Origin of the sequence: Achromobacter veterisilvae, assembly GCF_900496975.1 — a bacterium.
GTDB lineage: Bacteria > Pseudomonadota > Gammaproteobacteria > Burkholderiales > Burkholderiaceae_B > Achromobacter > Achromobacter veterisilvae.
Genome location: NZ_UFQC01000021.1, coordinates 42,926 through 64,692, shown reverse-complemented (window position 1 = coordinate 64,692; position 21,767 = coordinate 42,926). Strand labels below are relative to the sequence as shown.

The window sequence follows — 21,767 nt, the reverse complement described above, 5'->3', positions numbered from 1 at the left end:
CCGGGGCCTGCCTGCGGCTGGCATCCATTTTGCTTGGATATCCGCACGCGCCGCGTCAAGCGCGCGGGACAACAACGAGGAGACTCTTCATGTCATTGCAATCCCCAGCCCAGGTGATGGGCATCGATGCCGGCGGCACGATGACCGACACTTTCTTCGTCCGCAAGGACGGCCGCTTTGTGGTCGGCAAGGCGCAAAGCAACCCGGCCGACGAATCCCTTGCCATCTTCAACTCTTCGCAAGACGCGCTCGCGCATTGGGACCGCGATGTCGATGACGTTTTCCCGGAGTTGCTGACCTGCGTGTACTCCGGCACCGCGATGCTCAACCGGGTGGTGCAGCGCAAGGGGCTGGAGGTCGGCCTGATCGTCAACAAGGGGTTCGAGCACGTGCATTCGATGGGCCGCGCCATCCAGAGCTACCTCGGCTACGCGCTGGAGGAACGCATCCACCTCAACACCCATCGCTATGACGAGCCGCTGGTGCCGCTGTCGCGCACGCGCGGCGTGACCGAACGCACCGACGTGCAGGGCGAAATCGTCATCCCGTTGCGCGAGGCCGCGGTTCGCCAGGCCGTGCGCGACCTGGTGGCGGCCGGCAGCAAGGCCCTGGTGATCGTGCTGCTGCAATCCCACAAGAACGGCGCCAGCGAGCGCCAGGCCCGGGACATCGCGTTGGACGAGCTGGCCACGCTGGGCAGCGACGTGCCCGTCTTCGCTTCGGTGGACTACTACCCGCAGCGCAAGGAAAGCCACAGGATGAATACCACCATCCTGGAGGCATATGCCGCCGAACCCTCGCGCCAGACCTTGCGCAAGGTCAGCGACCGCTTCAAGAAGCACGGGGCGAAGTTCGATCTGCGCGTCATGGCCACGCACGGCGGCACGATAAGCTGGAAGGCCAAGGAATTGGCCCGTACCATCGTGTCCGGGCCGATCGGCGGCGTCATCGGCTCGCGGCTGCTCGGCCAGGCGCTGGGCTACGAGAACATCGCGTGTTCCGACATCGGCGGAACCTCGTTCGACATGGCGCTGATCACCAAGGGCAATTTCACCATCGTGGCCGACCCGGACATGGCCCGGCTGGTGCTGTCGCTGCCGCTCGTCGCCATGGATTCCGTAGGCGCGGGCGCCGGCAGCTTCGTGCGGCTCGATCCCTACAGCGGGGCCATCAAGCTCGGCCCGGACAGCGCCGGCTACCGCGTCGGCACCTGCTGGCCGGAAAGCGGCCTGGACACCGTCTCGGTATCGGACTGCCACGTGGTGCTGGGCTACCTCAATCCCGACAACTTCCTCGGCGGCGCCATCAAGCTGGACGTCGCCCGCGCCCGCGAGAGCATCAGGCAGCAGCTCGCGGATCCGCTGGGCCTGACGGTCGAGGACGCGGCCGCCGGCGTGATCGAACTGCTGGACCTGCAACTGCGTGAATACCTGCGATCCAACGTGAGCGCCAAGGGCTACAACCCGACCGACTTCGTGTGCTTCAGCTATGGCGGCGCGGGACCGGTGCATACCTACGGCTACACCGAAGGGCTGGGCTTCAAGGACGTCATCGTGCCGGCCTGGGCGGCCGGGTTCTCGGCCTTCGGCTGCGCCTGCGCCGACTTCGAATACCGCTACGACAAAAGCGTGGACCTGGCCCTGCCCCAGGTCGCGGCGCAGGCCGACAAGGTCCAGGCCGTGGCGACCTTGCAGCAGGCCTGGAACGAACTGGCCGAGAAGGTGATCGAGGAATTCCGCATCAACGGCTTCAAGCCCGAGGACGTGATCCTGCGGCCCGGGTACCGGATGCAGTACATGGGGCAGTTGAACGACCTGGAAATCGATTCCCCCATCGCCGGCGCCGGCAGCGCCGACGACTGGGACAGGATCGTGGGCGCGTTCGAAGACACCTATGGCCGCGTCTATGCCAGTTCCGCCCGCTCGCCCGAACTGGGCTTCTCGGTCACCGGCGCCATCATGCGCGGCATGGTGGTCACCCAGAAGCCGGTCCTGCCCGAGGACCCCGAGGCCGGCCCCACCCCGCCGGCCGAGGCCAAGCTGGGCACCCGCAAGCTGTACCGCCGCGGGCAGTGGCACGTAGCCACGCTGTGGCACATGGAAGCGCTCAAGCCGGGCAACCGGATCAAGGGGCCCGCCATCGTCGAGTCCGACGCGACCACCTTCGTGGTGCCGCAGGGCTTTTCGGCAAGCATCGACAAGCATCGCCTGTTCCACCTGCAGGAAACCAAGTAATCGGACTCCCGGAGAGACAACATGAACACGATATCAAGAATGGAAACCGGTGCCTCGGGCCTGCTGGGCACGGGCGAAACGCTCAAGCAATTCCGCGATGCCATCCTGGCCCGTACCAAGGATAGCGGCCACTACAACGGCCTGGCCCGGCTGGACCTGCGGGAGAGCGAGCCCATCCGCTACGAGAAAATGTTCTCCAAGCTGCGCGGCGGCCTGGTGCATGCGCGCGAGACCGCCAAGCGCATCGCCGCCAGCCCCATCGTCGAGCAGGAAGGCGAACTCTGCTTCACGCTGTATAACGCCGCCGGCGACTGCGTGCTGACCTCCACCGGCATCATCATCCACGTGGGCACCATGGGCGCGGCGATCAAATACATGATCGAGAACGATTGGGAAACCAATCCCGGCATCAATCCGGGCGACATGTTCACCAACAATGACTGCGCCATCGGCAACGTGCATCCCTGCGACATCGCCACCATCGTGCCGATTTTCGCGCAGGGCAAGCTGGTGGGCTGGGTCGGCGGCGTCACGCACGTGATCGACACCGGCGCGGTGACGCCCGGCTCCATGTCCACGGGCCAGACGCAACGCTTCGGCGACGGCTACATGATCACCTGCCGCAAGACCGGCATCAACGACGTGCCGCTCAAGGACTGGCTGCATGAAAGCCAGCGCGCCGTGCGCACGCCCAAGTACTGGATCCTGGACGAGAAGACCCGCATCGCCGGCTGCCACATGGTGCGCAGCCTGATCGAAGAGGTCATCGCCGAGGAAGGGCTGGAGGCCTACGAGAAGTTCGCCTATGAAGTCATCGAGGAAGGCCGCCGCGGGCTGCAGATGCGAATCAAGGCGCTGACCCTGCCGGGCAAGTACCGCAAGGTGGCGTTCGTCGACGTGCCCTACAAGCACGAGGACGTGCAGACCTCGAACGCATTCGCCAAGCTCGATTCCATCATGCACTCCCCGGTGGAGATGGAGATCCGCAAAGACGGCACCTGGCGGCTGGACTTCGAAGGCTCCAGCCGCTGGGGCTGGCACAGCTACAACGCGCACCAGGTGGCGTTCACCAGCGGCATCTGGGTAATGATGACGCAGACGCTGGTGCCCACCCAACGCATCAACGACGGCGCCTACTACGGCACGGAATTCCGCCTGCCCAAGGGCGCCTGGATGAACCCCGACGACCGGCGCACCGGGCACGCCTACGCATGGCACTTCCTGGTCTCCGGATGGAGCGCGCTGTGGCGCGGCCTGGGGCAGGCGTACTTCAGCCGCGGCTACCTGGAGGAAGTCAACGCCGGCAACGCCAATACCTCCAACTGGCTGCAGGGCGGCGGCATCAACCAGGAGGGCGAGATCCATGCCGTCAACAGCTTCGAGGCCAGCTCCTGCGGCACCGGCGCGGGCGCCGTCAAGGACGGCCTGAACCACGCCGCCGCCATCTGGAACCCGGAAGGCGACATGGGCGACATGGAAATCTGGGAAATGGCCGAGCCCCTGCTCTACCTGGGCCGCAACGCCAAGTCCAACTCCGGCGGCTACGGCAAGTATCGGGGCGGCTGCGGCTTCGAGACGCTGCGCATGGTCTGGAAGGCGCAGGACTGGACCATGTTCTTCATGGGCAACGGCTACATGAACAGCGACTGGGGCCTGATGGGCGGCTATCCGGCGGCCACCGGCTACCGCTTCGAGGCCCACCATACCGGCCTGAAGGACCGCATCGCCCGCGGCGAAAGCCTGCCGCTGGGCGCCGACACCAATCCGGAGGCGCCCGACTACGAGCAGCACCTGGCGCCCGGCGCCCGCGTCAAGCGGGACCAGCAGTGCATGACGACGGAGGACTGCTACGAGAACTACGACCTCTATCTCAACTACCTGCGCGGCGGCCCCGGCTTCGGAGACCCCCTGGACCGCGAGCTGGACGCCATCGCCAACGACCTGAACAACGAACTGCTGCTGCCCAAGTACGCGCTGGAGGTCTACGGCGCCGTGGTGGCCCAGGACGGCGCCGGCCGCTGGCAGGTCGACGCCAAGGCCTCGGCCGGCAAGCGCCTGGACATCCGCAAGCGCAGGCTGGAACGGGCGGTTCCCGTGCGCGACTGGATGCGGTCCGAGCGCGAACGCATCCTGGCCAAGACCGCCTCCACCCAGGTGCAGCACATGTACGCCACGAGTTTCGGCTTGTCCAAGAAATTCGAGCAGCAGTTCCGGGACTTCTGGAGCCTGCCGGCCGACTGGACCCTGACCGAGGAAGAACTCGACGTGCCCACCTACGGGTCCAAGTTCCGCATGGACCTTTCGAAAATGCCCGATGTGAAGACCATCGTGCTGGTGGACGAGTGAGCCGGCGGCTTGCGAAAACAAGGAGACGACAATGACGACTTACACGCAGGAACAGGTGGACCACCTGGTTGACGGCCGGCTGGACTGGGACACGACCATCCGCATGCTGTCCATGCCGAAGGACGGCGAGCGCTTCGAGATGTACCTGAAGACGCTGCAGAAGAAGCTCGACTGGAACGACCGGATCGTCCTGCCGCTCGCGCCGCACCTGTACATCGTGCAGCGCGCGCACGACAAGCACTGGGTGACGAAATGCGATTGCGGCCATGAATTCGGCGATTACCGGCAGAACTGGAAGCTCGCCGCGCACGTCTACGTACGCGAGGACGCCCAGGCCATGAGCGAGGTCTATCCCAAGCTCATGGCGCCGGATACCCAATGGCAGGTATACCGCGAGTATTACTGCCCCCAGTGCGGCACCCTGCACGACGTCGAGGCTCCCACGCCCTGGTATCCGGTAATCCATGATTTCGAGCCGGATATCGATACCTTCTACAAGGAATGGGTCAACCTGCCCTTGCCCGAGCGCGCGGCATAGCGGGCGGCCCGCGGCGCGAACCGGACCGGGATAGCCGCGGCCGTCCCGGTCCGGGTTGCTCCGGATTGACGCCTGGCGCTCATGCCGTCTAATGAACGCGGCTGGCCAGGCATTAGGCCCGCCCCGACCCAGGGCCAGCGGCAGCGCGCGCCCTGCGTACAGCCGGCAGGATAGCCGGCCCATGCATCGCATCTTGGAGACTAGGCGATGGAGCCAAGCTACCGGGAACGGTTTTCAGATCCCGCCGCCGAGCGCGCAGTCATGCAAGCCTGGGAATCGGTCTTGTCCGGCACGATCGCCGGGCCGCCGGGAACCGCGCTGCGCGCGCTGATCGAAGGGTCCTGGCAACGCTGCCTCCAGGCCGACGTGAACCCCCGCGCCTCGCGCGGGCCCGAACCCTTGTCCGAGGACGAGCTGTTCCTCCATCGCGAGCGCCAGCGCGATCTGCTCGGCGCCAGCCAGCCCGTGCTCGCCCAGGCCTGTGAAACCCTGGCCGAACTGGGAACCTTGATCGCGCTGTCCGACACGAGAAGCGTCATTCTCAACGCCGTGGGCGACCCCACCGCGCTGGAGGCCGGGCAGGCCATCCATCTCATGCCCGGCGTGGACTGGAGCGAAGCGTACTGCGGCACCAATGCCATCGGCACGGCCCTGATCACCGGGCAGGCCGTGCAAGTGCATTCCACCGAGCATTTCTGCGAAGGCATCAAGGGCTGGACCTGTTCGGCCGCCGTCATCCGGCATCCGCTGGACGGCGACGTGGTGGGCGTGCTCGACGTCTCGGGCCTGTCGCGCACCTACAGCCGCCAGCACCTGGCCATCGCCATGACCTCGGCCAGGCACATCGAAAGCCGCTTGCGCACGGCCGAAATGGAGCGCCGCTACCAATTGCTGGACGCCGCCCTGGCGCGGTTCGTGGCGGCGGGCGCCGACGTGGGCGTCATCCTGCTCGACCACCGCGGCTGTCCGATAAAGGCGAACGCCCAGGCGCAACGCGCGCTGGACGACGCCGGCGCGGGCATCAACCTGCCCAGGCTGCAACGCATCGCCGGGCTCGCCCTGGGCCCGCACTCCCCCGGCGCCCCAGGCCCCGCGCTGCCGGCCTGGCTGCGGCCCGAATGGGTGGAGTCCGTGCTCTCGGGCGCGGAACGGCTGGGCTCCCTGCTGATCCTACCCCGGCATCCGCCGGCCCCTTGCGCGCCGCGGGCCGCGCCGGCCGCGCAGGCCGCGCCCGCGCCCGATCCCTTCAACACCGTGATCACGGCCGACGCCGACGTGGCCGAACTGGTGGAACAGGCGCGCCGCCTGAGGGACTCCCCGGTCCCCGTCCTTCTGCTGGGGGAAACGGGCGTGGGCAAGGAGCTCTTTGCCCGCGGCCTGCACAGCCACGGCCCCTTCATGGCGCTCAATTGCGGCGGCCTGTCGCGCGAACTCCTGGCCAGCGAACTCTTCGGTTACGCCGACGGCGCGTTCACGGGCGCGCGCAAGGGAGGGATGCGAGGCAAGATCGAAGCGGCCGAGGGCGGCACGCTGTTCCTCGACGAGATCGGCGAAATGCCGCTGGACATGCAATCCTACCTGCTGCGCGTGCTCGAAGAGCGCGAGGTGTATCGCCTGGGCGATAACGTGGCGCGCCGCGTCAACTTCCGCCTCATCGCCGCGACCCACCGCGACCTGCAGGCAGAGATCAAGGCGGGACGCTTCCGCATGGACCTCTATTACCGCATCGCCGTCGTGCACCTGCACATCCCGGCCCTGCGCGCCCGCAAGGGCGACGTGGCCTTGCTGGCGCAGGCCTTCGCCCTGCGCTTCCAGCAGGAACACGGCAAGGAGGCCGCCGGCATGGAGCCCGATGCGCTGGCCGCGCTGGAGGCCTATCCGTGGCCCGGCAACATCCGCGAACTGCGCAACGTCATCGAAAGCGCCGTGCTCCTGTCCTCCGGCGGCTCACTCTCGCGGGCGATGCTGCCGCCGGAAGTGAGCCACGCGCCCGCGCCGGCCCCGGCCGCGCCCGGCCCCATCACCCTGGTCCAGGGGGAAGAGGACCTGATCCGCCGCAGCATCGTCGCCAGCGGCGGCAACCTGACCCAGTCCGCCCGCAGCCTGCATATCGCCAAGAGCACGCTGTATGCGAAGATGAAACGCTACGGCATGTCGCGCGAAGACGCGCTGGGCTTCGGGCCCGACCGGCCGGGAATCGACCCGCGCGACGCCTGAGGCGCCCGCGCCGGGCGCTTCCGCCCGGGGATCCATCGCCATGTGCGCCGCAATTGACATGGCGCAAACAATGTCGTCCAGGAATGTAGTTGGAAGCGGTACGCTAAGCCCATACCCGACACGCACTTCAGGAGATTGCCATGCCCGTCATGATGAAAGCCGCTGTCTTTGTCGAACCCGGCCGCATCGAAATCGTCGACAAGCCGATTCCGGACGTCGGCCCCAACGACGCCCTCATCCGCATCACCACCACCACCATCTGCGGCACCGATATCCATATTCTGAAGGGCGAATACCCCGTCGCGCCCGGGCTGACCGTCGGCCACGAGCCCGTCGGCATCATCGAGAAGCTGGGCAGCGCGGTGACCGGCTACCAGGAAGGGCAGCGCGTCATCGCCGGCGCGATCTGCCCGAACTTCAACTCGTACGCGGCCCAGGACGGCGTCGCGTCGCAGGACGGCAGCTACCTCGCCGCCATGGGGCTCTGCGGCTGCCATGGCTACCAGGCCACGGCCGGCTGGCGCTTCGGCAACAAGATCGACGGCACCCAGGCCGAATACGTGCTCGTGCCCGACGCGCAGGCCAACCTGGCCCCGGTTCCCGACGGCCTGACCGACGAGCAGGTGCTGATGTGCCCGGACATCATGTCCACCGGCTTCAAGGGCGCCGAGAACGCCAACATCCGCATCGGCGACGTGGTGGCGATCTTCGCCCAGGGCCCCATCGGCCTGTGCGCCACGGCCGGCGCCCGCCTGCTGGGCGCGTCCACCATCATCGCCGTCGACGGCAACGCCCACCGGCTGGACGTGGCGCGGTCCCTCGGCGCCGACGTGACCCTGAACTTCCGCGACTGCGACGTGGTGGAAGATATCCTGCGCCTGACCGGCGGGCGCGGCGTCGACTCGTCCATCGAAGCCCTGGGGCTGCAAAGCACCTTCGAATCCGCCCTGCGCGTGCTCAAGCCGGGCGGCACCCTGTCCAGCCTGGGCGTCTACTCCGAAGACCTGAAGATCCCCCTGAGCGCGTTCGCGGCGGGCCTGGGCGACCACAAGATCAACACGGCGCTGTGCCCGGGGGGCAAGGAACGCATGCGCCGCCTGATGAACGTGATCCAGTCCGGCCGCGTGGATCTGGGCGTGATGGTCACCCACCAGTACAAGCTCGACAACATCGTCGAGGCCTACGACCTGTTCTCGCACCAACGCGACAACGTGCTCAAGGTGGCCGTCAAACCCGCCTGACGCGCCAGCGGCGCATCAGGTATTTTTCGATTTCGGCGCCGGCGAACACCAGCAGGCCGGCGCCGAGCACGTCCAGCCATTCGCGCCAGCCCAGCGGCACCGAGCCGAACACGGCGTGCATGAACGGCGTGTACGTGTAGGCCAGTTGCAGCGCAACGCAGGCGGCAATGGCGATCCACACGTATCGGTTTCCGAACAGGCCTTCGCGGTTGAGCACCGAGTCGTAGATGTGGCGGCTGTTGATCAGGTAGAACATTTCCGCCGCCACCACCGCGTTGACCGCCATGGTCCGGGCGCGGTCCACCGACATGCCGTTGGAGAGTTCCCACAGGAACAGGCCCAGCGCGCCGGCCATCATCAACACCGAGACCACCAGCACGCGCTGCACGAAAAGCAGCGACAGCAGCGGCTCGCCCGGCGGCCGCGGACGCTGGCTCATGATGCCGGGCTCCGCCGGCTCGAAGGCCAGCGCCAGGCCCAAGGTGCTGGAGGTCACCAGGTTGATCCACAGCACCTGCGCCGGCGTGAGCGGCAAGGTGAGCTGGAACAGGATGGCCGCGATCACCAGCAGGCCTTCGCCGCCGTTCGTGGGCAGCATGAAGAGCACGAACTTCTTCAGGTTGTCGTAGACCGCGCGGCCTTCGCGCACCGCCGCCGCGATCGTGGCGAAGTTGTCGTCGGCCAGCACCACGTCGGCGGCTTCCTTGGCGGCCTCGGTGCCCTTCAGGCCCATCGCCACGCCGACGTCGGCGCGCTTGAGCGCCGGCGCATCGTTCACGCCGTCGCCCGTCATGGACACCACCTGGCCCAGCGCCTGCATCGCCTGCACCAGGCGCAGCTTGTGCTCGGGGCTGGCGCGCGCGTAGATGTCGACGCCCATCACCGTCTCGCGCAGCGTCGCGTCGTCCATCAGCGCCACTTCGGCGCCCGTGATGGCGGGCTTGCCCACGCCGATGTCCAATTGGGCGCCGATGGCGCGCGCGGTCTCGGCATGGTCGCCGGTGATCATCTTGACCTGGATGCCCGCCCGGTGGCATTCCGCCACGGCCGCGATGGCTTCGGCGCGCGGCGGGTCCATCATGCCCACCAGCGCCAGCAGCATGAAGCCGTCTTCCACATCGCCGAAACCCAGGGCCCGGGTCCGGGGAGCCGCGCGCTTGCAGGCCAGCCCCAGCACGCGCAGCCCCTTGGCGGCCGTGTCGGTGGCCATGCGGCGCCAATAGTCCACGTCCAGCGCCTGGGGCAGGCCGTCACGATCGGCCTGCGAGTCGCACATGTCCAGCACCCGCTCGGGCGCCCCCTTCACGAAGATCCATGGAGCGCCCAGTCCTGCCTCGTGGTAGGTCGCCATGAAGCGGTGCTCGGACTCGAACGGGATCGAATCGCGGCGGGGCCATTCCTGCTGGCCCGCAGCCTGCGTCAGGCCGGCCTTGACCCCAAGCACCAGCAGCGCGCCCTCGGTGGGATCGCCCGCGACCCGCCAGACGCCGCCTTCCTCGCGCAGCGCGGCATCGTTGCACAGCACGCCGGCGCGGATGGCCAGCTCCAGCGAGGGATGGATGGCGGGATCGACGGCGCGGCCGTCGATGCTGCACTCGCCCGACGGTTCATAGCCCACGCCGCCGACGTCCGTCACCGCGCTCGCGCACACCACGCGCTGCACCGTCATTTCATTGCGGGTGAGCGTGCCCGTCTTGTCGGAGCAGATGACCGTCACCGAACCCAGGGCCTCGACCGCCGGCAGCCGCCGCACGACGGCCTGGCGCCGCGCCATGCGCTGCACGCCCAGCGCCAGCGTGACGGTCATGATGGCCGGCAGCCCCTCCGGGATGGCGGACGCCGCCAGCGCCACCACCATCATGAACATTTCCGCCGGCGCGTGGCCCAGCCACCACGTGCCCACGACGAACAGCAGCCCCGACAGCGCCAAAATGGCCACCGCCAACACGCGGCCGAAATGATCCACCTGGCGCAGCAGCGGCGTGGTCATATTGCCGATGCCGGAGAGCAATTGATTGATGCGGCCCAACTCGGTATGCGCCGCGGTGGCCACCACCACCCCGCGCGCCTGCCCGTGCACCACCACGGTGCCCGAATACGCCATGCACTGGCGATCGCCCAACGGCGCATCCGCCGCCACGGGCGCGATCTGCTTTTCCACCGGCAGCGATTCCCCCGTGAGCGCCGCCTCTTCGACACGCAGTTCCTTGGCCTCGACCAGCCGCAGATCGGCGGGCACGCGGTCCCCGGAAGCCAGCAGGACCTGGTCGCCGGGCACCAGGCCGGCCGCGTCGATTTCGCTGCGGCTCCCGTCGCGCACCACCAGGGCGTGCGGCGAAAGCATGCCCCGGATGGCGTCCATGGCGCTTTCCGCCTTGCCTTCCTGGATGAAGCCGATGATGGCGTTGACGACCACCGCCGCCATCAGCACGCCCGTGTCGATCCAGTGCCCAAGCAGCGCGGTAATGACGGCCGACCCCATCATCACGTAGAGCAGGATATTGTGGAATTGCCGCAGGAAACGCCCGAACGCGCTCTGGCGCCGCGCCTCGACCAGCCGGTTCGGCCCGTAGCGGGCCAGCCTGTCCTGGGTCTCGTCCGCGGTCAATCCCGCTGGACGGGTTTTTAGTGCTTCTTCCACGGCCATCGCGGGCCGCGCATGCCAATCTTCTTGTTCGGACAACGAGCGATCGGGGGAAGTCATCGATGGAATATGCCTTCGTAACGTGCAGGACTCATTCGCGACAGGGTCGGTCCCTTCGAGTCTATCAGCATATGGGGTCTGCGGCGGTCCCCCGCCTCGCCGCCCGCAGGCGAAAGCTCCCTATTGCGCGCACGCACCCGGCGGCCGATATCGTCAAGAATAGTGATGGACCGTCGTCCCGGGGAAAGTCCACACAGCGCTTTCCTTATGTTCCTTCAACAACTCTCCATAGCACTCGACGTCCTTGAACGTAATCGTGCGGCCCTCCAGCTCGAAATGGAGCTCGCGCTCCTCCAGCAGCATGCGGGTCCGGGAAATGCTGGGCGGATCGTTCATGTAGGCGATAAATGCATCCACGGTGATCGGGCCGTCCAGGCGCGGATCGTGGACGAAGGTGCGCCGCCGGGATGCCAAGGGCCGCATGGAGAGCTTCTTGCGGGCGAAGAAGGCGTAGAACATGTTCTTGTCGATGACGTAAAAGTCCTCGTTGAATCTCACCCGCCCCAGCTTTGCGGACGTCAGGATCACCCTCATCACCCTGGACGGCACCCATTCCGGCGCACGCCCAAGCCGGTCGCGGACGTGGGCCAAATGACTCTCGAAGTAGTCGCACGTCTTCCGATGTTGTTGGGCCGCGTCCCGGCCAAGCTCAGCCTCCAGTTCCACGTAGCTGCGGAAATCGCTGGTCTGGAACCGGCCCTTGCATTCGCACAGGAACAAGACGTCCTCTTCCAACACGAAGGCCACATCGCAATCCCGGTTCTTATGCTTGACCTTTCTCGCGACGATGCCCGCATCCGCCAGCACCCGGCGAGTCAGTTTCTCGAAGCCCGGCCCGATGAACTGCAGCTCATGGTTCGGCTCGTCCTTCCTGCTTCTTATGCTTTTCAGAAGAGACTCCAGCGAAAAAGCCGGCTCGATCAGCATGGCCGCCGTGGGAACCAAGACCAGTTCGCCATTGAAGGGAATCAATGGCGAATCAAGAATGTCCTTCGAGGACGCATTGAAGATGAAGCGGCACAGAATCTGCTCGGCAGATTTCACCGGGATTCCCGCCGCGACAAACTCGGCCAGGAAAAAATCGGCTGTCTTGTGCAGCAGCAACGTTGCCGGCTGCCCAATCAAGGGATGCAATTCAATATGCTTCTTCGCAATCTCCTTGACTACCGTATAGGCGCGAATCCATTCGCACAGCCTGGCTCCCCGGACTTCCTCCCGCAGGTCTTCCGAGTAGAACTGCTGGGTCGTCATGTACGCGGACTTCACCTCGTCGTTCGACCTGAACCCATCGATAGGCAATTTCCGGGTGGAGCCGATGACTGCCGGATGGGTCATCGGATTGAAGGACTCCCCTTGCCTGACCCCGCGAAGACGGCTGAGCGACACCCTGAACGCAGACAGCAATTCGGACCCGCTGGCATCGAAGACTACAGCGTTCCCATGCCGCGTTCCCTTCGCTTGCCCATGTTCCCAGATTGACCGTCGTTCGTGGAAAATCGCCCATTCGCCACTCAGAGGAAGATGCAGGCATGCCGCGTCGAATTTCGCACTGTCATAGTGCACGCTCATCCTCTCCCCCGCTTCCAGGAACGACCTCAGCGTGAGGGAGAAGTAGGACATGGCGTAGTCCACCGAGGCGCCGAAGTCCAAGGGATTCTTGTAATGGCCCTCGTCCAAGAACTCCACCACGATCGAGGTGTTGAAATGCTCGTAGGTCGGCAACCCGCAGGTGGATCTGAGCTGTTGCTCGTGCACCAGCATCGTGTGATAGAGCTCGTCGGACCTGGAATCGAATCTTGCGCCGATGGCGGCGATACGGTCGGTAAATGAACGATCCAGCGCCACGAAAATATCGGCATCGTCCAGGAGTTCCCGCACGTCCCGAACCTCGTCCCGCTTCCGAAGCAGGCCTGTGATGTCCGGATCGGCATAAAGGCGATGCAGTTTCACCTCCCGCAAGACCGCCGCCAGTTCCTCCGCTGGCGCGGATGGCAGCTCCAAGGCCGTCATCACTTTTTCCTTGATCTTCTCCCGCGTCCTTTTCATCTCTGTGTCCTGGTCGCAAGTCTCGCAAAGCGCCAGCATCCGCACTTGCGGAATCGAGGCTGGCCCTCTGCTCACGCGGAAGAATACCGTACCTTCCGGGCGACAAGGTCACAGCGAAGCCATGGCGCAAGCTGTCGTCGACATGGCGCGCCAATCTGGACGACCGGATCAAACGCCTGACGCGGCTGCGCGACGAACTCGACAGTTGCATAGGCTGCGGGGGCCTGTCGCTCACAGACTGCCCGCTGCGCAAACCCATGGACAGACTGAGGGGAGAAGGCCCGGGGGCACGGATTCTGGAGCGGCCGTAGCGAAGATGGGTCCCTCTCCCCTGCCTACGGCGCCATCGCGCCGAGCGCCTTCGCGGCCTGCTCAAGCCCGCCCAGGATGGCATCGGCGACACGCGGCGAGAAATCTCTCGGCAGCGCAGCTTGAACTTCCGCAATCGCCGCCGGTGTACGGGCGAGAAGTTCATCAATAATCGGTTCCGCCGTCGCGGCGTAGCCGATTCTCTGTGCGGTACTGTTGAAGTGCCTGCGCTGGATGCTGTGCATCTCGTAGTGGCGGTTCTTGCCTAGCAAGGCCATCGCGGACTTGATCCCATACGGCGACCACTGGCTGGGACCGTCGCCCAGCACCGGATAGACCGACATCACGTCATACAGCGGGCTCAACTGAAAACGACCGCGCGGCCGAAGCTGGATGCTGAAGTTCTTGGCATGGCCATCGGGCGCTCGCAGCAGCCAGAACAGCACCTGCGCCGACATCAACGTCTTCATGTCGCCCTCGGCGTTCACCGACTGCCGCAGCGTGGCGAACAAGGCCTTGAGCCCGGGGCCGCCCTCGTTCTCATACTTGCGCAGCGGCGAGCAGCCTTCAACCTGACAGAAATCTTCCTGCGGAAGACGCATAAGCCACTGGCCGTTGGGCGCGACACGCCGATCGAAGCGCTCCACCACCAGCACGCGCTGCCGGCCGAAGGTTGCGATATCGGCGTCGGCCACGGCCAACCCATAGGCCTTCAGCAGCCGCAGGCACAGCCATTCGTTGTCGACGGAAGTGCTGAAGTCCGCCCGGCGCCCGCCCATCAGCCCGAGCGGAAGCTTGAAGATGTGGCTCGTCGGCGTAGCGCCCTGCGGTACGAGCCACTGCCCGCCCCACCAAAGGAAAGCCGTCTTCTCCTGCGCGCCGGCCAGCGAAATGCGGAAATCCGCGTCCGGGTCCCGCCCCGCCGCGAAGGCCAGCGGCGAAACGGTTTCGATCAAGTGCCGCTCGATGTCCTCCTCGGACAACGGAACGCCCTCAATACGGTCGAAGCCCTCCGGCTCCTCGTCCTGTCCTAGCAACTGCACGGCACCCACGCAATCGCGTCCGATCGCAGCCAGCAGATCGAACGGTTCTATCGATCCCGTCTTGAATCGCTCGGCCGCGCGTCTGCGGATGGCATCGCTGTCCGGAAGCAGGTTGTCGAAATAATTGGCGACCTTCTCGCCCCTGAGCGGCAGGTTCTGCAGGTTGAACGGCAACGACAACGAGAGTGGCCGGCCGATGTCGGCACCGACCCAATTCGCGTCATATTGCAGCTCCATCTCTCCACGAGCGGGAATCGTCCAGCGACCGACGCGGACGCCGTTGGTCCAGATGGACAGGCTGCGGCTGTGCGATCGACGCCCCATGTCACCAATCCGCGGTCGGCTCGGCGGACACCGCGGCGTTGCCCCGGGTCCCGATGGCCAGCTCCAGGCCCAGCGCTGCGCACCATGCGAGGAGTTGCTCCACGCTCAGCTCGTGGGCATTGAGCTCCAAATGAGAGACCCGCGACTGGCTCAGGCCGATACGGGCAGCCAGCGCCGATTGGGTCAGCCCCTGGGCCTTGCGCGTGGCCTGGAGTACCGCGGCTAGCTGGACGGCGGTGATCAGGGTATGGGAGGTGGGCGTCATGGCGGATACCCGGAATTCAGTTAAATGAAAAATATCTGATATACAGATAATTGTCAAATATCTGGAAAACAACTATCCTTCTAGCAACAGGTCCTAACAGATCCACATAACCGGCAGCATTATTCCCCGCTGAAAATCCATGGCCGATACGCTCCAATCCCTCAGTCAGCAACAACGCGAGTTCGCAAAGGCACGCGATTGGGAGCAGTTCCATTCGCCCAAGAACCTGGCATCCGCACTAATCGTGGAAGCGGGAGAACTACTCGAACACTTCCAGTGGATGACGGAAGAGCAAAGCCGAATGCTCCCGCCCGAAAAACTAGAGGCTGTAGGCAGCGAGATCGCGGATGTACTCCTCTACCTTATCCAACTGAGCAACATGCTTGGCCTCGACCCTGTGAAAGCGGCGCAGGCCAAGATCCACATCAACGCCCAAAAGTATCCTGTCAGCCGCGCCAAAGGTAGCAGCAAGAAATACGACCAGCTTTGAGTTTGTTGGAACACAGGTGCAGCAGTGATCATTTACCAAGCCAGCAAGACGGAGTTTCTTCATCACACGCTCCGTGATGACATCGAAGACATCGTGCTCCGCCACGTCCGCCATGCTGGCGTCGCCGGTGGGGGTGAAAGTGAAGTGCGCTCCTGGCGAAGCTCGTTGTTTGAGATGGCCAAAGTGCTACAGGACGAGGAAATCCCGGACGACGCCGGCATCGCGATCGAGTACCAGTTACCCAGCAGTTCTCAGCGCATCGATTTCATGATCACGGGAGAAGACGAAACGGGATCCCCCAAGGTCGTGATTATCGAGTTGAAACAGTGGTCAAGCTCTCGATATAGCAGCAAGGACGGGATCGTCTGGGCACGACGCGGCGGACGCAACGCCGAGATCGAAGGCCCCCATCCCTCCTATCAGGCATGGTCGTATGCCGCGCGGCTCGAAGATCTCAATGCCGCCGTGCACGAACAAGGCATTCGCCTGCAACCCTGCGCCTACCTGCACAACCATCCCCGCGACGGGCAGATCGACCATCCGCATTACGAACCGCATATCCAGCGAGCGCCTCTCTTTCTCAAGAGCGACAAGGAAAAGCTGAGCCGCTTCATCAGCAAACACGTGCGACGCGGCGATCGTTTGAAATCCCTCTACGCCATCGAGCACGGCCGCATCCAGCCATCAAAAAGCCTGGTGGATTACGTAGCCAGCCTGATGCAAGGCAAGAGCGAATTTGTGCTGATTGATCAGCAAAAAGTCGTTTACGAGTCTATCTTGCAGATCGAAGCCCGGTCGGAGGAGAAGAAGCAGGTCGTCATCGTGCAAGGCGGACCAGGCACCGGAAAGTCAGTGCTCGCCATTAACTTGCTAGCGGCGTTGATCGGCCGGCAACGCAACGCACGCTACGTAACCAAGAACCGCGCCCCCCGAGAAGTCTTTCAAGCCAAGCTGACGGGCACCTTCACCAAGACCCGGATCGGCAACCTCTTCAGCGGTTCGGGCGCCTTCACGAAGGACGAGGCTGATACCTACGACGTCCTATTGGTGGACGAAGCGCATAGGCTCAATGAAAAAAGCGGCCTTTACCGCAATGAGGGGGAGAACCAGGTCCTGGAGATCATTCGGTCCGCGCGGTGTACCGTCTTCTTCACGGACGACGATCAACGAGTCACGATCTTCGATATTGGCCACACCGAAGAACTGAGGCGGCACGCCAGGAGGCTGGGCGCAGAAATCACGGAACTTGCGCTGACGTCGCAATTCCGATGCAACGGCTCTGAGGGCTATCTTGCCTGGTTGGAGAATACACTGGGAATTCGGCCGACCGCCAATCAAATGCTCGATCCGTCCGAGTACGATTTCCGGGTATTTGATAATCCCGCCGAAATGCACGATCTCATTGCCGCAAAGAACCAGGCAAATAATCGATCCCGCGTTGTTGCCGGCTATTGCTGGCCTTGGCCAAGCAAGAACAACCCCGAAGCGTGGGACATCCGACTCCCGCAATTCGATTATCAGAAGCGCTGGAACCTTAGTACAGACGGCAGTCTCTGGATCGTCAAACCCGGCTCCGTACAAGAGGTGGGCTGCATTCACACCTGCCAGGGTTTGGAACTGGACTATGTTGGCGTGATTATTGGAAACGACCTGGCCTTTCGCAATGGCCAGATTGTGACCGACCCCACCCAACGAGCCTCCTCGGACCAATCGGTCCGAGGTCTCAAGAAGATGGTGCGAGAAGATCCCGAACGCGCTCGGGAACTCGGTGACCTCATCATCAAGAATACCTACCGTACGCTGATGACTCGCGGCATGAAAGGCTGCTACGTCTATTGCACCGACAAGGCACTCGCCGATTATCTGCGCAGCCGACTGAGCACGACCCTAGAGCCAACCTCCGTGGTCTCCCTGGAGGACTCCAACGTCGTACCCTTAAGGCAGATCACGGAGCCTAAGCGCCAGAACAGCATGGCTGCGCTGCCGCTCATCGACATCAAAATGGCGGCTGGCGCGTTCTCAGACATCCAAGCACTCGAAGAGGCCGCCAACCAATGGCTCGAACCGCCTGATTGGGTCACTCCCCAGCCAGGTCTCTTCGTGGCTCAAGTCGTAGGCGAATCCATGAGCCGGCGTATTCCGAACGGATCATGGTGCCTGTTCCGCGCGAATCCCAGCGGCACCCGCCAAGGCAAAGTCGTGATCGTCCAACACCGGAGCATCGACGATCCTGAAACAGGCGGAAAATACACCATCAAGGTCTACTCCAGCGAGAAGACGATCAACCCGGACGGCAGTTGGCAGCACGAGCAGATCGTGCTGCATCCGGACTCGCTGCAACCCGGCTACGAGCCGATAGTGATCCATCGGGAAGCCGCTGGCGATGATTTCATGATCGTAGCGGAACTGCTGACCGTTCTCGATAACGAGGCCTGACCACTCGTCATAGGTACAGGCCAGACCATAGACTCAGACTACATTTTCAAGTTCGGTCCAGCGGGCTTGCGCCGGACCACGCGACCATCGCCGGCACCGAACCCGCGCGGCAGCAAGGCGGTCGAAACGGCTGCGTGCGGGTTCGGTTCGCGGGCCAGGCCCGGCGAGTCAGTCGGCTTGGATGAGAGCGGTCCGGATCAGTTCTTGCAGGCGGCTGCGCTCGGCCTCGATGACTTTCGTCATGTCGGAGGGTGAGGAGGCCTCGACAGGCTCTATACCCAGCGTCAGGTACTTTTCCTTGATCGAGGGCGACGACACGGCAGCGTGGATCCCCTTGTTCAGAGACTCCAGGACAGGTTCAGGGGTTCCCACTGGCGCCAACAGCCCGATCCAAGCATAGAGGTCGAAGCCGGGGAGTCCAGCCGACTCGGCCAAAGGCGGCACCTCACGCAACGAGCTGCTTCGCTTCAAGGAAGAAATTCCGTACGCACGGATCTTGCCGGACTTCAACTGAGGTAGCACCGAGGTCACCGAGTCGAACATGAAATCGACACGCCCCGCCATCACGTCGACGAGTGCGCCGCTACTGCCCTTATATGGAATGTGTGAAACCTTCGCACCGATCTGCGAGATGAACAACTCGGAGGTCAAATGCCCGATCGAGCCATTGCCGGAAGAGGCGAAGCTGTACTTGTCGGGGTTGGCCTTAAGCAGCGCGACCAACTCTCGTGCATCTTTTGCCGGAAAGGACGCGGCGGTGACCAGCACATAGGGCACCGTCGCGATGATGCCCGCTGGCGCAAAACTCTGGGTGTCGTAGTTGGTCTTGAACAGCAGCGGATTGATGGTAACCGAGCCTGTCGATCCTGCCAGGAGGGTATAGCCGTCGGGCGCGGATCGAGCCACTGTCTCACTACCGATCGCGCCGCCCGCGCCAGGCCGGTTGTCGATGATGAATGCCTGCTTCATGCTGTCGTTCAAACGCTCGGCCACCGCTCGCGCGGCCGCATCGGTGGCCTGGCCCGCGGTCCACGGAACCACGACGCGCACCGGCTTGGACGGGTAGGCTTCCTGGGCCGACACGCAAGTCATTGCTGCAAGGCCCATCGTGGCGGCTGCAATCGAGTAGCGGGAAAAACGCATGGTTGTCTCCTATTGGATAGTGAAATTGTTTTATCTGCCAGCGAGGCTGCTGGCAGGCACGGCAACGGTGTAATCCAGGTCCAGCACGACGGCCGGGTGATACTGCTTGCCATCGGCACCGCCCAGGACATCCACGTCCGCGGGCGCCACGTTCTTTAAGCCGAGCAGGCGCAGCCGTAGCGCACCCACATCCTGGCGTTGAGGCAACGTCAGCCGTTCCATCACTTCGGAACAGGCGTACAAGGTGTCTCCCGCGACTGTGGGCGCCACATGCCTCCCGCCGTTGATTGCCAGCACGGAAAGGACGTTTTCGAGCCCGTCGTGCGACAGCGCGCGGCACACGGAGATTACGTGCCCCCCATATACCAGCCGCCGGGCGGTGGCCGAGTCACGCATATGGATCGCGTCAAAGTGAACGCGCGCGTTGTTCTGGTAGAGCCGAGTGGCCGACATGTGATCGGCCTCCTCTATCGTCATACCGCAGGGATGGTCGATACGCTGACCGGCGATGAAGTCACCCCACAGCCGCCGTGAACCGCTCGCCCTGCACCAAGTTTCCAGAGCGTCTGCGGTACGTATCGACGGCGCCGCGACCAACTGGCCGGGCGCAACGGCCAAAGGCAGTTTCGGCACCAGGGCTACTGGCGCAGGCGCGTCGGCGTCGCGCTTGCGGACCATCACCCAGCGTACCCAACTCAATACGCATGCCCCATGCTGATTGCGGCAGACCGAGAGCACGTACACAACCCCGCTTGGGCTGCTCGCATTCTCCTTCACACCAATGACGGTGCTCTCGGCGCTAAGCGTATCGCCCGCATAGACCGGGGCGAGAAACCGCACATCTGCATAGCCCAGATTGGCCACCGCGTTCAACGAGATGTCGGGAACGGTCTTGCCGAAGGCGATGTTGAACACCAGCAGATCGTCCAGCGGGCGTCCCGCATAGCCGAGCTGGCGTGCGGCCATCTCGGACGAGTGGCAGAGGATGCGCGTACCGGTCAGCGCGGTGTACACGGCGCTGTCGCCATCGGTCACGGTTCGCGGCGTAGCGTGGCGGAATACCTGCCCGGGCTGGAAGTCCTCGAAACAGTTGCCGTAGCGAAGGGGGGTTTCCATAGAGATCTCCAGTCATGCCGGGCCGGTCAAGCCCCTCAGCCGGCCATAAGGGGGTCTTGTGCGGGGCCCGCGACGATGCCCAGGGCGAGCAAGCGGCCGATCGCCGCATCGCCCAACCCCAGCACGTCGGCCAATACCTCGTCGGTGTGCTGGCCCAACATCGGAGCAGGAACGACGGGCGGGTGCGGGACTCCCATCAGGCGCACAGCGCCACCCGCGGCCAGGTGACGCCCGACCCCTGCCGTATGCACAGTCTGAAAAACCGGATTGGCACTCCCCAGCCGGGGATCCTGGGCGACCGCCTGCCGAACCGTGCGATAGGTTCCCCAGCAGACTTTCTGCTCGGTGAAGCGCTGCCCGATGGTCTCCAGGCTGCGCGCCGCACACCACGGGACGATCTCGGCCGCGATGGCCTCCCGTGCAGCGTAACGGTCGCCTTCGTCATCGAGGTTCAGGCCCGTGGCCGCTTCGATGCGCCGCACTGCCTCCTGCAATCCGCAGGCCGCCACCAAGGCCTTCCATTGCCCTAGCGATATGGCAGCCACGTAAAGACGCCGGCCGTCCCGCGCGCCGAAATCCTTGCCGAACGCGCCGTACAGGAAATTGCCCAGCGCAGGCCGATCAACGTGCAATAGCTCCGCCTCTGCCAGGTAGCCCAAGTGCGACATCGTGGCAAACGCCACGTCTGACAACGCCAGCCGCATCTGCGCGCCGGTTCCGGTGACGGCGCGGCCTTGCACCGCGGCCGAAATGGCGAAGGCGGCCTGATAGGCGCATGCGATGTCCCACGCGGGCAGCACGCTGTTCACCGGCGCCTGCTCAGACCCGTTACCCGTCATGGCGGGCAAGCCCGTGGCACAGTTGACGGTGTAGTCGACGGCAGTGCTCCCGTCTGCATGGCCCTCGATGGTGCAAGTGATGACGTCGGCGCGCTGGCGCGCCAACGCGTCGTGCGACAACCAGGGCACGCCGATATTGGTAAGCAATACACCGCCTTGCTCGCCCGGAGCGCTCACTAGCGCTTGCACCAGTTCCCTGCCTTCGGGCCGACGGATATCCACCGCGACCGATCGCTTGCCCTTGTTCAGCCCCGTCCAATAGAGGCTGCGGCCCTCGGGCATGCGTGGCAGACGGCCGTAGTCGATGCCGCCGCCTATCATGTCGATCCGCACGACGTCCGCCCCGTACTGGGCAAGCGTCATCCCCGCCAGCGGCGCTGCGATGAATGCGGAACTCTCGATAACGCGGACACCGCGCAAGAAGGGTTGGCTCATGATCGGTTCTCTCACAATCGCAACCAAGCGTCGCGGCAGCA

General features: G+C 64.4%; 15 protein-coding genes. 8 read left to right on the top strand and 7 right to left on the bottom strand.

All coding sequences use genetic code 11. From position 1 onward, the window contains the following. Nucleotides 1–89: 89 nt before the first annotated feature. The 5 genes from AVE30378_RS19510 to AVE30378_RS19490 all read left to right on the top strand — a co-directional run bounded on the left by AVE30378_RS19510 (nt 90) and on the right by AVE30378_RS19490 (nt 8,576). Nucleotides 90–2,234: a hydantoinase/oxoprolinase family protein gene (locus AVE30378_RS19510; protein ID WP_129242509.1), complete on the top strand. Its 2,145-nt coding sequence runs from the start codon at nt 90–92 to the stop codon at nt 2,232–2,234. A 21-nt stretch (nt 2,235–2,255) separates the two neighbouring features. Then, nucleotides 2,256–4,580, top strand: coding sequence for a hydantoinase B/oxoprolinase family protein (locus AVE30378_RS19505; RefSeq protein WP_129242508.1), 2,325 nt, complete (start codon nt 2,256–2,258; stop codon nt 4,578–4,580). Between the two features lie 31 nt (nt 4,581–4,611). Further along, nucleotides 4,612–5,118 (top strand): acetone carboxylase subunit gamma, encoded by a 507-nt coding sequence (locus AVE30378_RS19500; protein WP_129242507.1) that lies wholly within the window; start codon nt 4,612–4,614, stop codon nt 5,116–5,118. A gap of 261 nt (nt 5,119–5,379) precedes the next feature. After that, on the top strand, nt 5,380–7,335 hold the full coding sequence (locus AVE30378_RS19495) for a sigma-54-dependent Fis family transcriptional regulator (protein WP_244235103.1): 1,956 nt from the start codon (nt 5,380–5,382) through the stop codon (nt 7,333–7,335). Between the two features lie 140 nt (nt 7,336–7,475). Further along, the gene (locus AVE30378_RS19490; protein WP_129242505.1) at nt 7,476–8,576 is read left to right on the top strand and encodes an NAD(P)-dependent alcohol dehydrogenase; all 1,101 of its coding nucleotides are present in this window, start codon (nt 7,476–7,478) and stop codon (nt 8,574–8,576) included. Here the strand turns inward: AVE30378_RS19490 and AVE30378_RS19485 are convergent. Together AVE30378_RS19485 and AVE30378_RS19480 are read right to left on the bottom strand one after the other, a co-directional pair. Next, nucleotides 8,563–11,280, bottom strand: a complete 2,718-nt coding sequence (locus AVE30378_RS19485; RefSeq protein WP_129242504.1) for a cation-transporting P-type ATPase — start codon at nt 11,278–11,280, stop codon at nt 8,563–8,565. The two genes, AVE30378_RS19490 and AVE30378_RS19485, sit on opposite strands and share 14 nt — an antisense overlap. Nucleotides 11,281–11,433: 153 nt before the next feature. Next, nucleotides 11,434–13,290, bottom strand: a complete 1,857-nt coding sequence (locus tag AVE30378_RS19480) for a hypothetical protein (protein WP_129242503.1) — start codon at nt 13,288–13,290, stop codon at nt 11,434–11,436. 38 nt (nt 13,291–13,328) lie between these two features. Here AVE30378_RS19480 and AVE30378_RS33120 point away from each other — a divergent pair, with 38 nt between their 5' ends. Next, nucleotides 13,329–13,637 carry a MerR family DNA-binding protein gene (locus AVE30378_RS33120; RefSeq protein ID WP_129242543.1) on the top strand — a complete coding sequence of 103 codons (309 nt, stop codon included), beginning with the start codon at nt 13,329–13,331 and terminating at the stop codon, nt 13,635–13,637. Between the two features lie 24 nt (nt 13,638–13,661). Here the strand turns inward: AVE30378_RS33120 and AVE30378_RS19470 are convergent, their stop codons facing one another. Continuing rightward, nucleotides 13,662–15,002, bottom strand: coding sequence for a type II toxin-antitoxin system HipA family toxin (locus AVE30378_RS19470; protein WP_129242502.1), 1,341 nt, complete (start codon nt 15,000–15,002; stop codon nt 13,662–13,664). A 1-nt stretch (nt 15,003) separates the two neighbouring features. Further along, entirely contained in the window at nt 15,004–15,267 is a 264-nt protein-coding gene (locus AVE30378_RS19465) for a helix-turn-helix domain-containing protein (RefSeq protein WP_129242501.1), read from the bottom strand. Nucleotides 15,268–15,406: 139 nt separating this feature from the next. Here AVE30378_RS19465 and AVE30378_RS19460 point away from each other — a divergent pair, with 139 nt between their 5' ends. Together AVE30378_RS19460 and AVE30378_RS19455 are read left to right on the top strand one after the other, a co-directional pair. Then, nucleotides 15,407–15,757 carry a nucleotide pyrophosphohydrolase gene (locus tag AVE30378_RS19460; protein WP_129242500.1) on the top strand — a complete coding sequence of 117 codons (351 nt, stop codon included), beginning with the start codon at nt 15,407–15,409 and terminating at the stop codon, nt 15,755–15,757. A 24-nt stretch (nt 15,758–15,781) separates the two neighbouring features. Then, nucleotides 15,782–18,193: a DNA/RNA helicase domain-containing protein gene (locus AVE30378_RS19455; RefSeq protein WP_129242499.1), complete on the top strand. Its 2,412-nt coding sequence runs from the start codon at nt 15,782–15,784 to the stop codon at nt 18,191–18,193. A 168-nt stretch (nt 18,194–18,361) separates the two neighbouring features. Here AVE30378_RS19455 and AVE30378_RS19450 read toward each other — a convergent pair whose 3' ends face one another. From AVE30378_RS19450 to AVE30378_RS19440, 3 genes are read right to left on the bottom strand one after another with little or no spacing between them, the layout of a single operon-like run. Next, on the bottom strand, nt 18,362–19,336 hold the full coding sequence (locus AVE30378_RS19450; RefSeq protein ID WP_129242498.1) for a Bug family tripartite tricarboxylate transporter substrate binding protein: 975 nt from the start codon (nt 19,334–19,336) through the stop codon (nt 18,362–18,364). A 30-nt stretch (nt 19,337–19,366) separates the two neighbouring features. Beyond that, a complete protein-coding gene (locus tag AVE30378_RS19445; RefSeq protein WP_129242497.1) occupies nt 19,367–20,452 on the bottom strand; it encodes a MaoC family dehydratase in 1,086 nt (361 codons plus the stop codon). 35 nt (nt 20,453–20,487) lie between these two features. After that, complete coding sequence (locus tag AVE30378_RS19440; RefSeq protein WP_129242496.1) at nt 20,488–21,726, bottom strand: CoA transferase; 1,239 nt, start codon at nt 21,724–21,726, stop codon at nt 20,488–20,490. Nucleotides 21,727–21,767 lie beyond the last annotated feature (41 nt).

Excerpts from the sequence above, each read along its gene's own strand:
- AVE30378_RS19465 (WP_129242501.1), bottom strand. The coding sequence starts at position 15,267 with ATGACGCCCACCTCCCATACCCTGATCACCGCCGTCCAGCTAGCCGCG.
- AVE30378_RS19495 (WP_244235103.1), top strand. The coding sequence starts at position 5,380 with ATGCAAGCCTGGGAATCGGTCTTGTCCGGCACGATCGCCGGGCCGCCG.
- AVE30378_RS19490 (WP_129242505.1), top strand. The coding sequence starts at position 7,476 with ATGCCCGTCATGATGAAAGCCGCTGTCTTTGTCGAACCCGGCCGCATC.
- AVE30378_RS19480 (WP_129242503.1), bottom strand. The coding sequence starts at position 13,290 with ATGACGGCCTTGGAGCTGCCATCCGCGCCAGCGGAGGAACTGGCGGCG.
- AVE30378_RS19485 (WP_129242504.1), bottom strand. The coding sequence starts at position 11,280 with ATGACTTCCCCCGATCGCTCGTTGTCCGAACAAGAAGATTGGCATGCG.
- AVE30378_RS19445 (WP_129242497.1), bottom strand. The coding sequence starts at position 20,452 with ATGGAAACCCCCCTTCGCTACGGCAACTGTTTCGAGGACTTCCAGCCC.
- AVE30378_RS19505 (WP_129242508.1), top strand. The coding sequence starts at position 2,256 with ATGAACACGATATCAAGAATGGAAACCGGTGCCTCGGGCCTGCTGGGC.
- AVE30378_RS19440 (WP_129242496.1), bottom strand. The coding sequence starts at position 21,726 with ATGAGCCAACCCTTCTTGCGCGGTGTCCGCGTTATCGAGAGTTCCGCA.
- AVE30378_RS19470 (WP_129242502.1), bottom strand. The coding sequence starts at position 15,002 with ATGGGGCGTCGATCGCACAGCCGCAGCCTGTCCATCTGGACCAACGGC.
- AVE30378_RS19510 (WP_129242509.1), top strand. The coding sequence starts at position 90 with ATGTCATTGCAATCCCCAGCCCAGGTGATGGGCATCGATGCCGGCGGC.
- AVE30378_RS19460 (WP_129242500.1), top strand. The coding sequence starts at position 15,407 with ATGGCCGATACGCTCCAATCCCTCAGTCAGCAACAACGCGAGTTCGCA.
- AVE30378_RS19450 (WP_129242498.1), bottom strand. The coding sequence starts at position 19,336 with ATGCGTTTTTCCCGCTACTCGATTGCAGCCGCCACGATGGGCCTTGCA.
- AVE30378_RS19500 (WP_129242507.1), top strand. The coding sequence starts at position 4,612 with ATGACGACTTACACGCAGGAACAGGTGGACCACCTGGTTGACGGCCGG.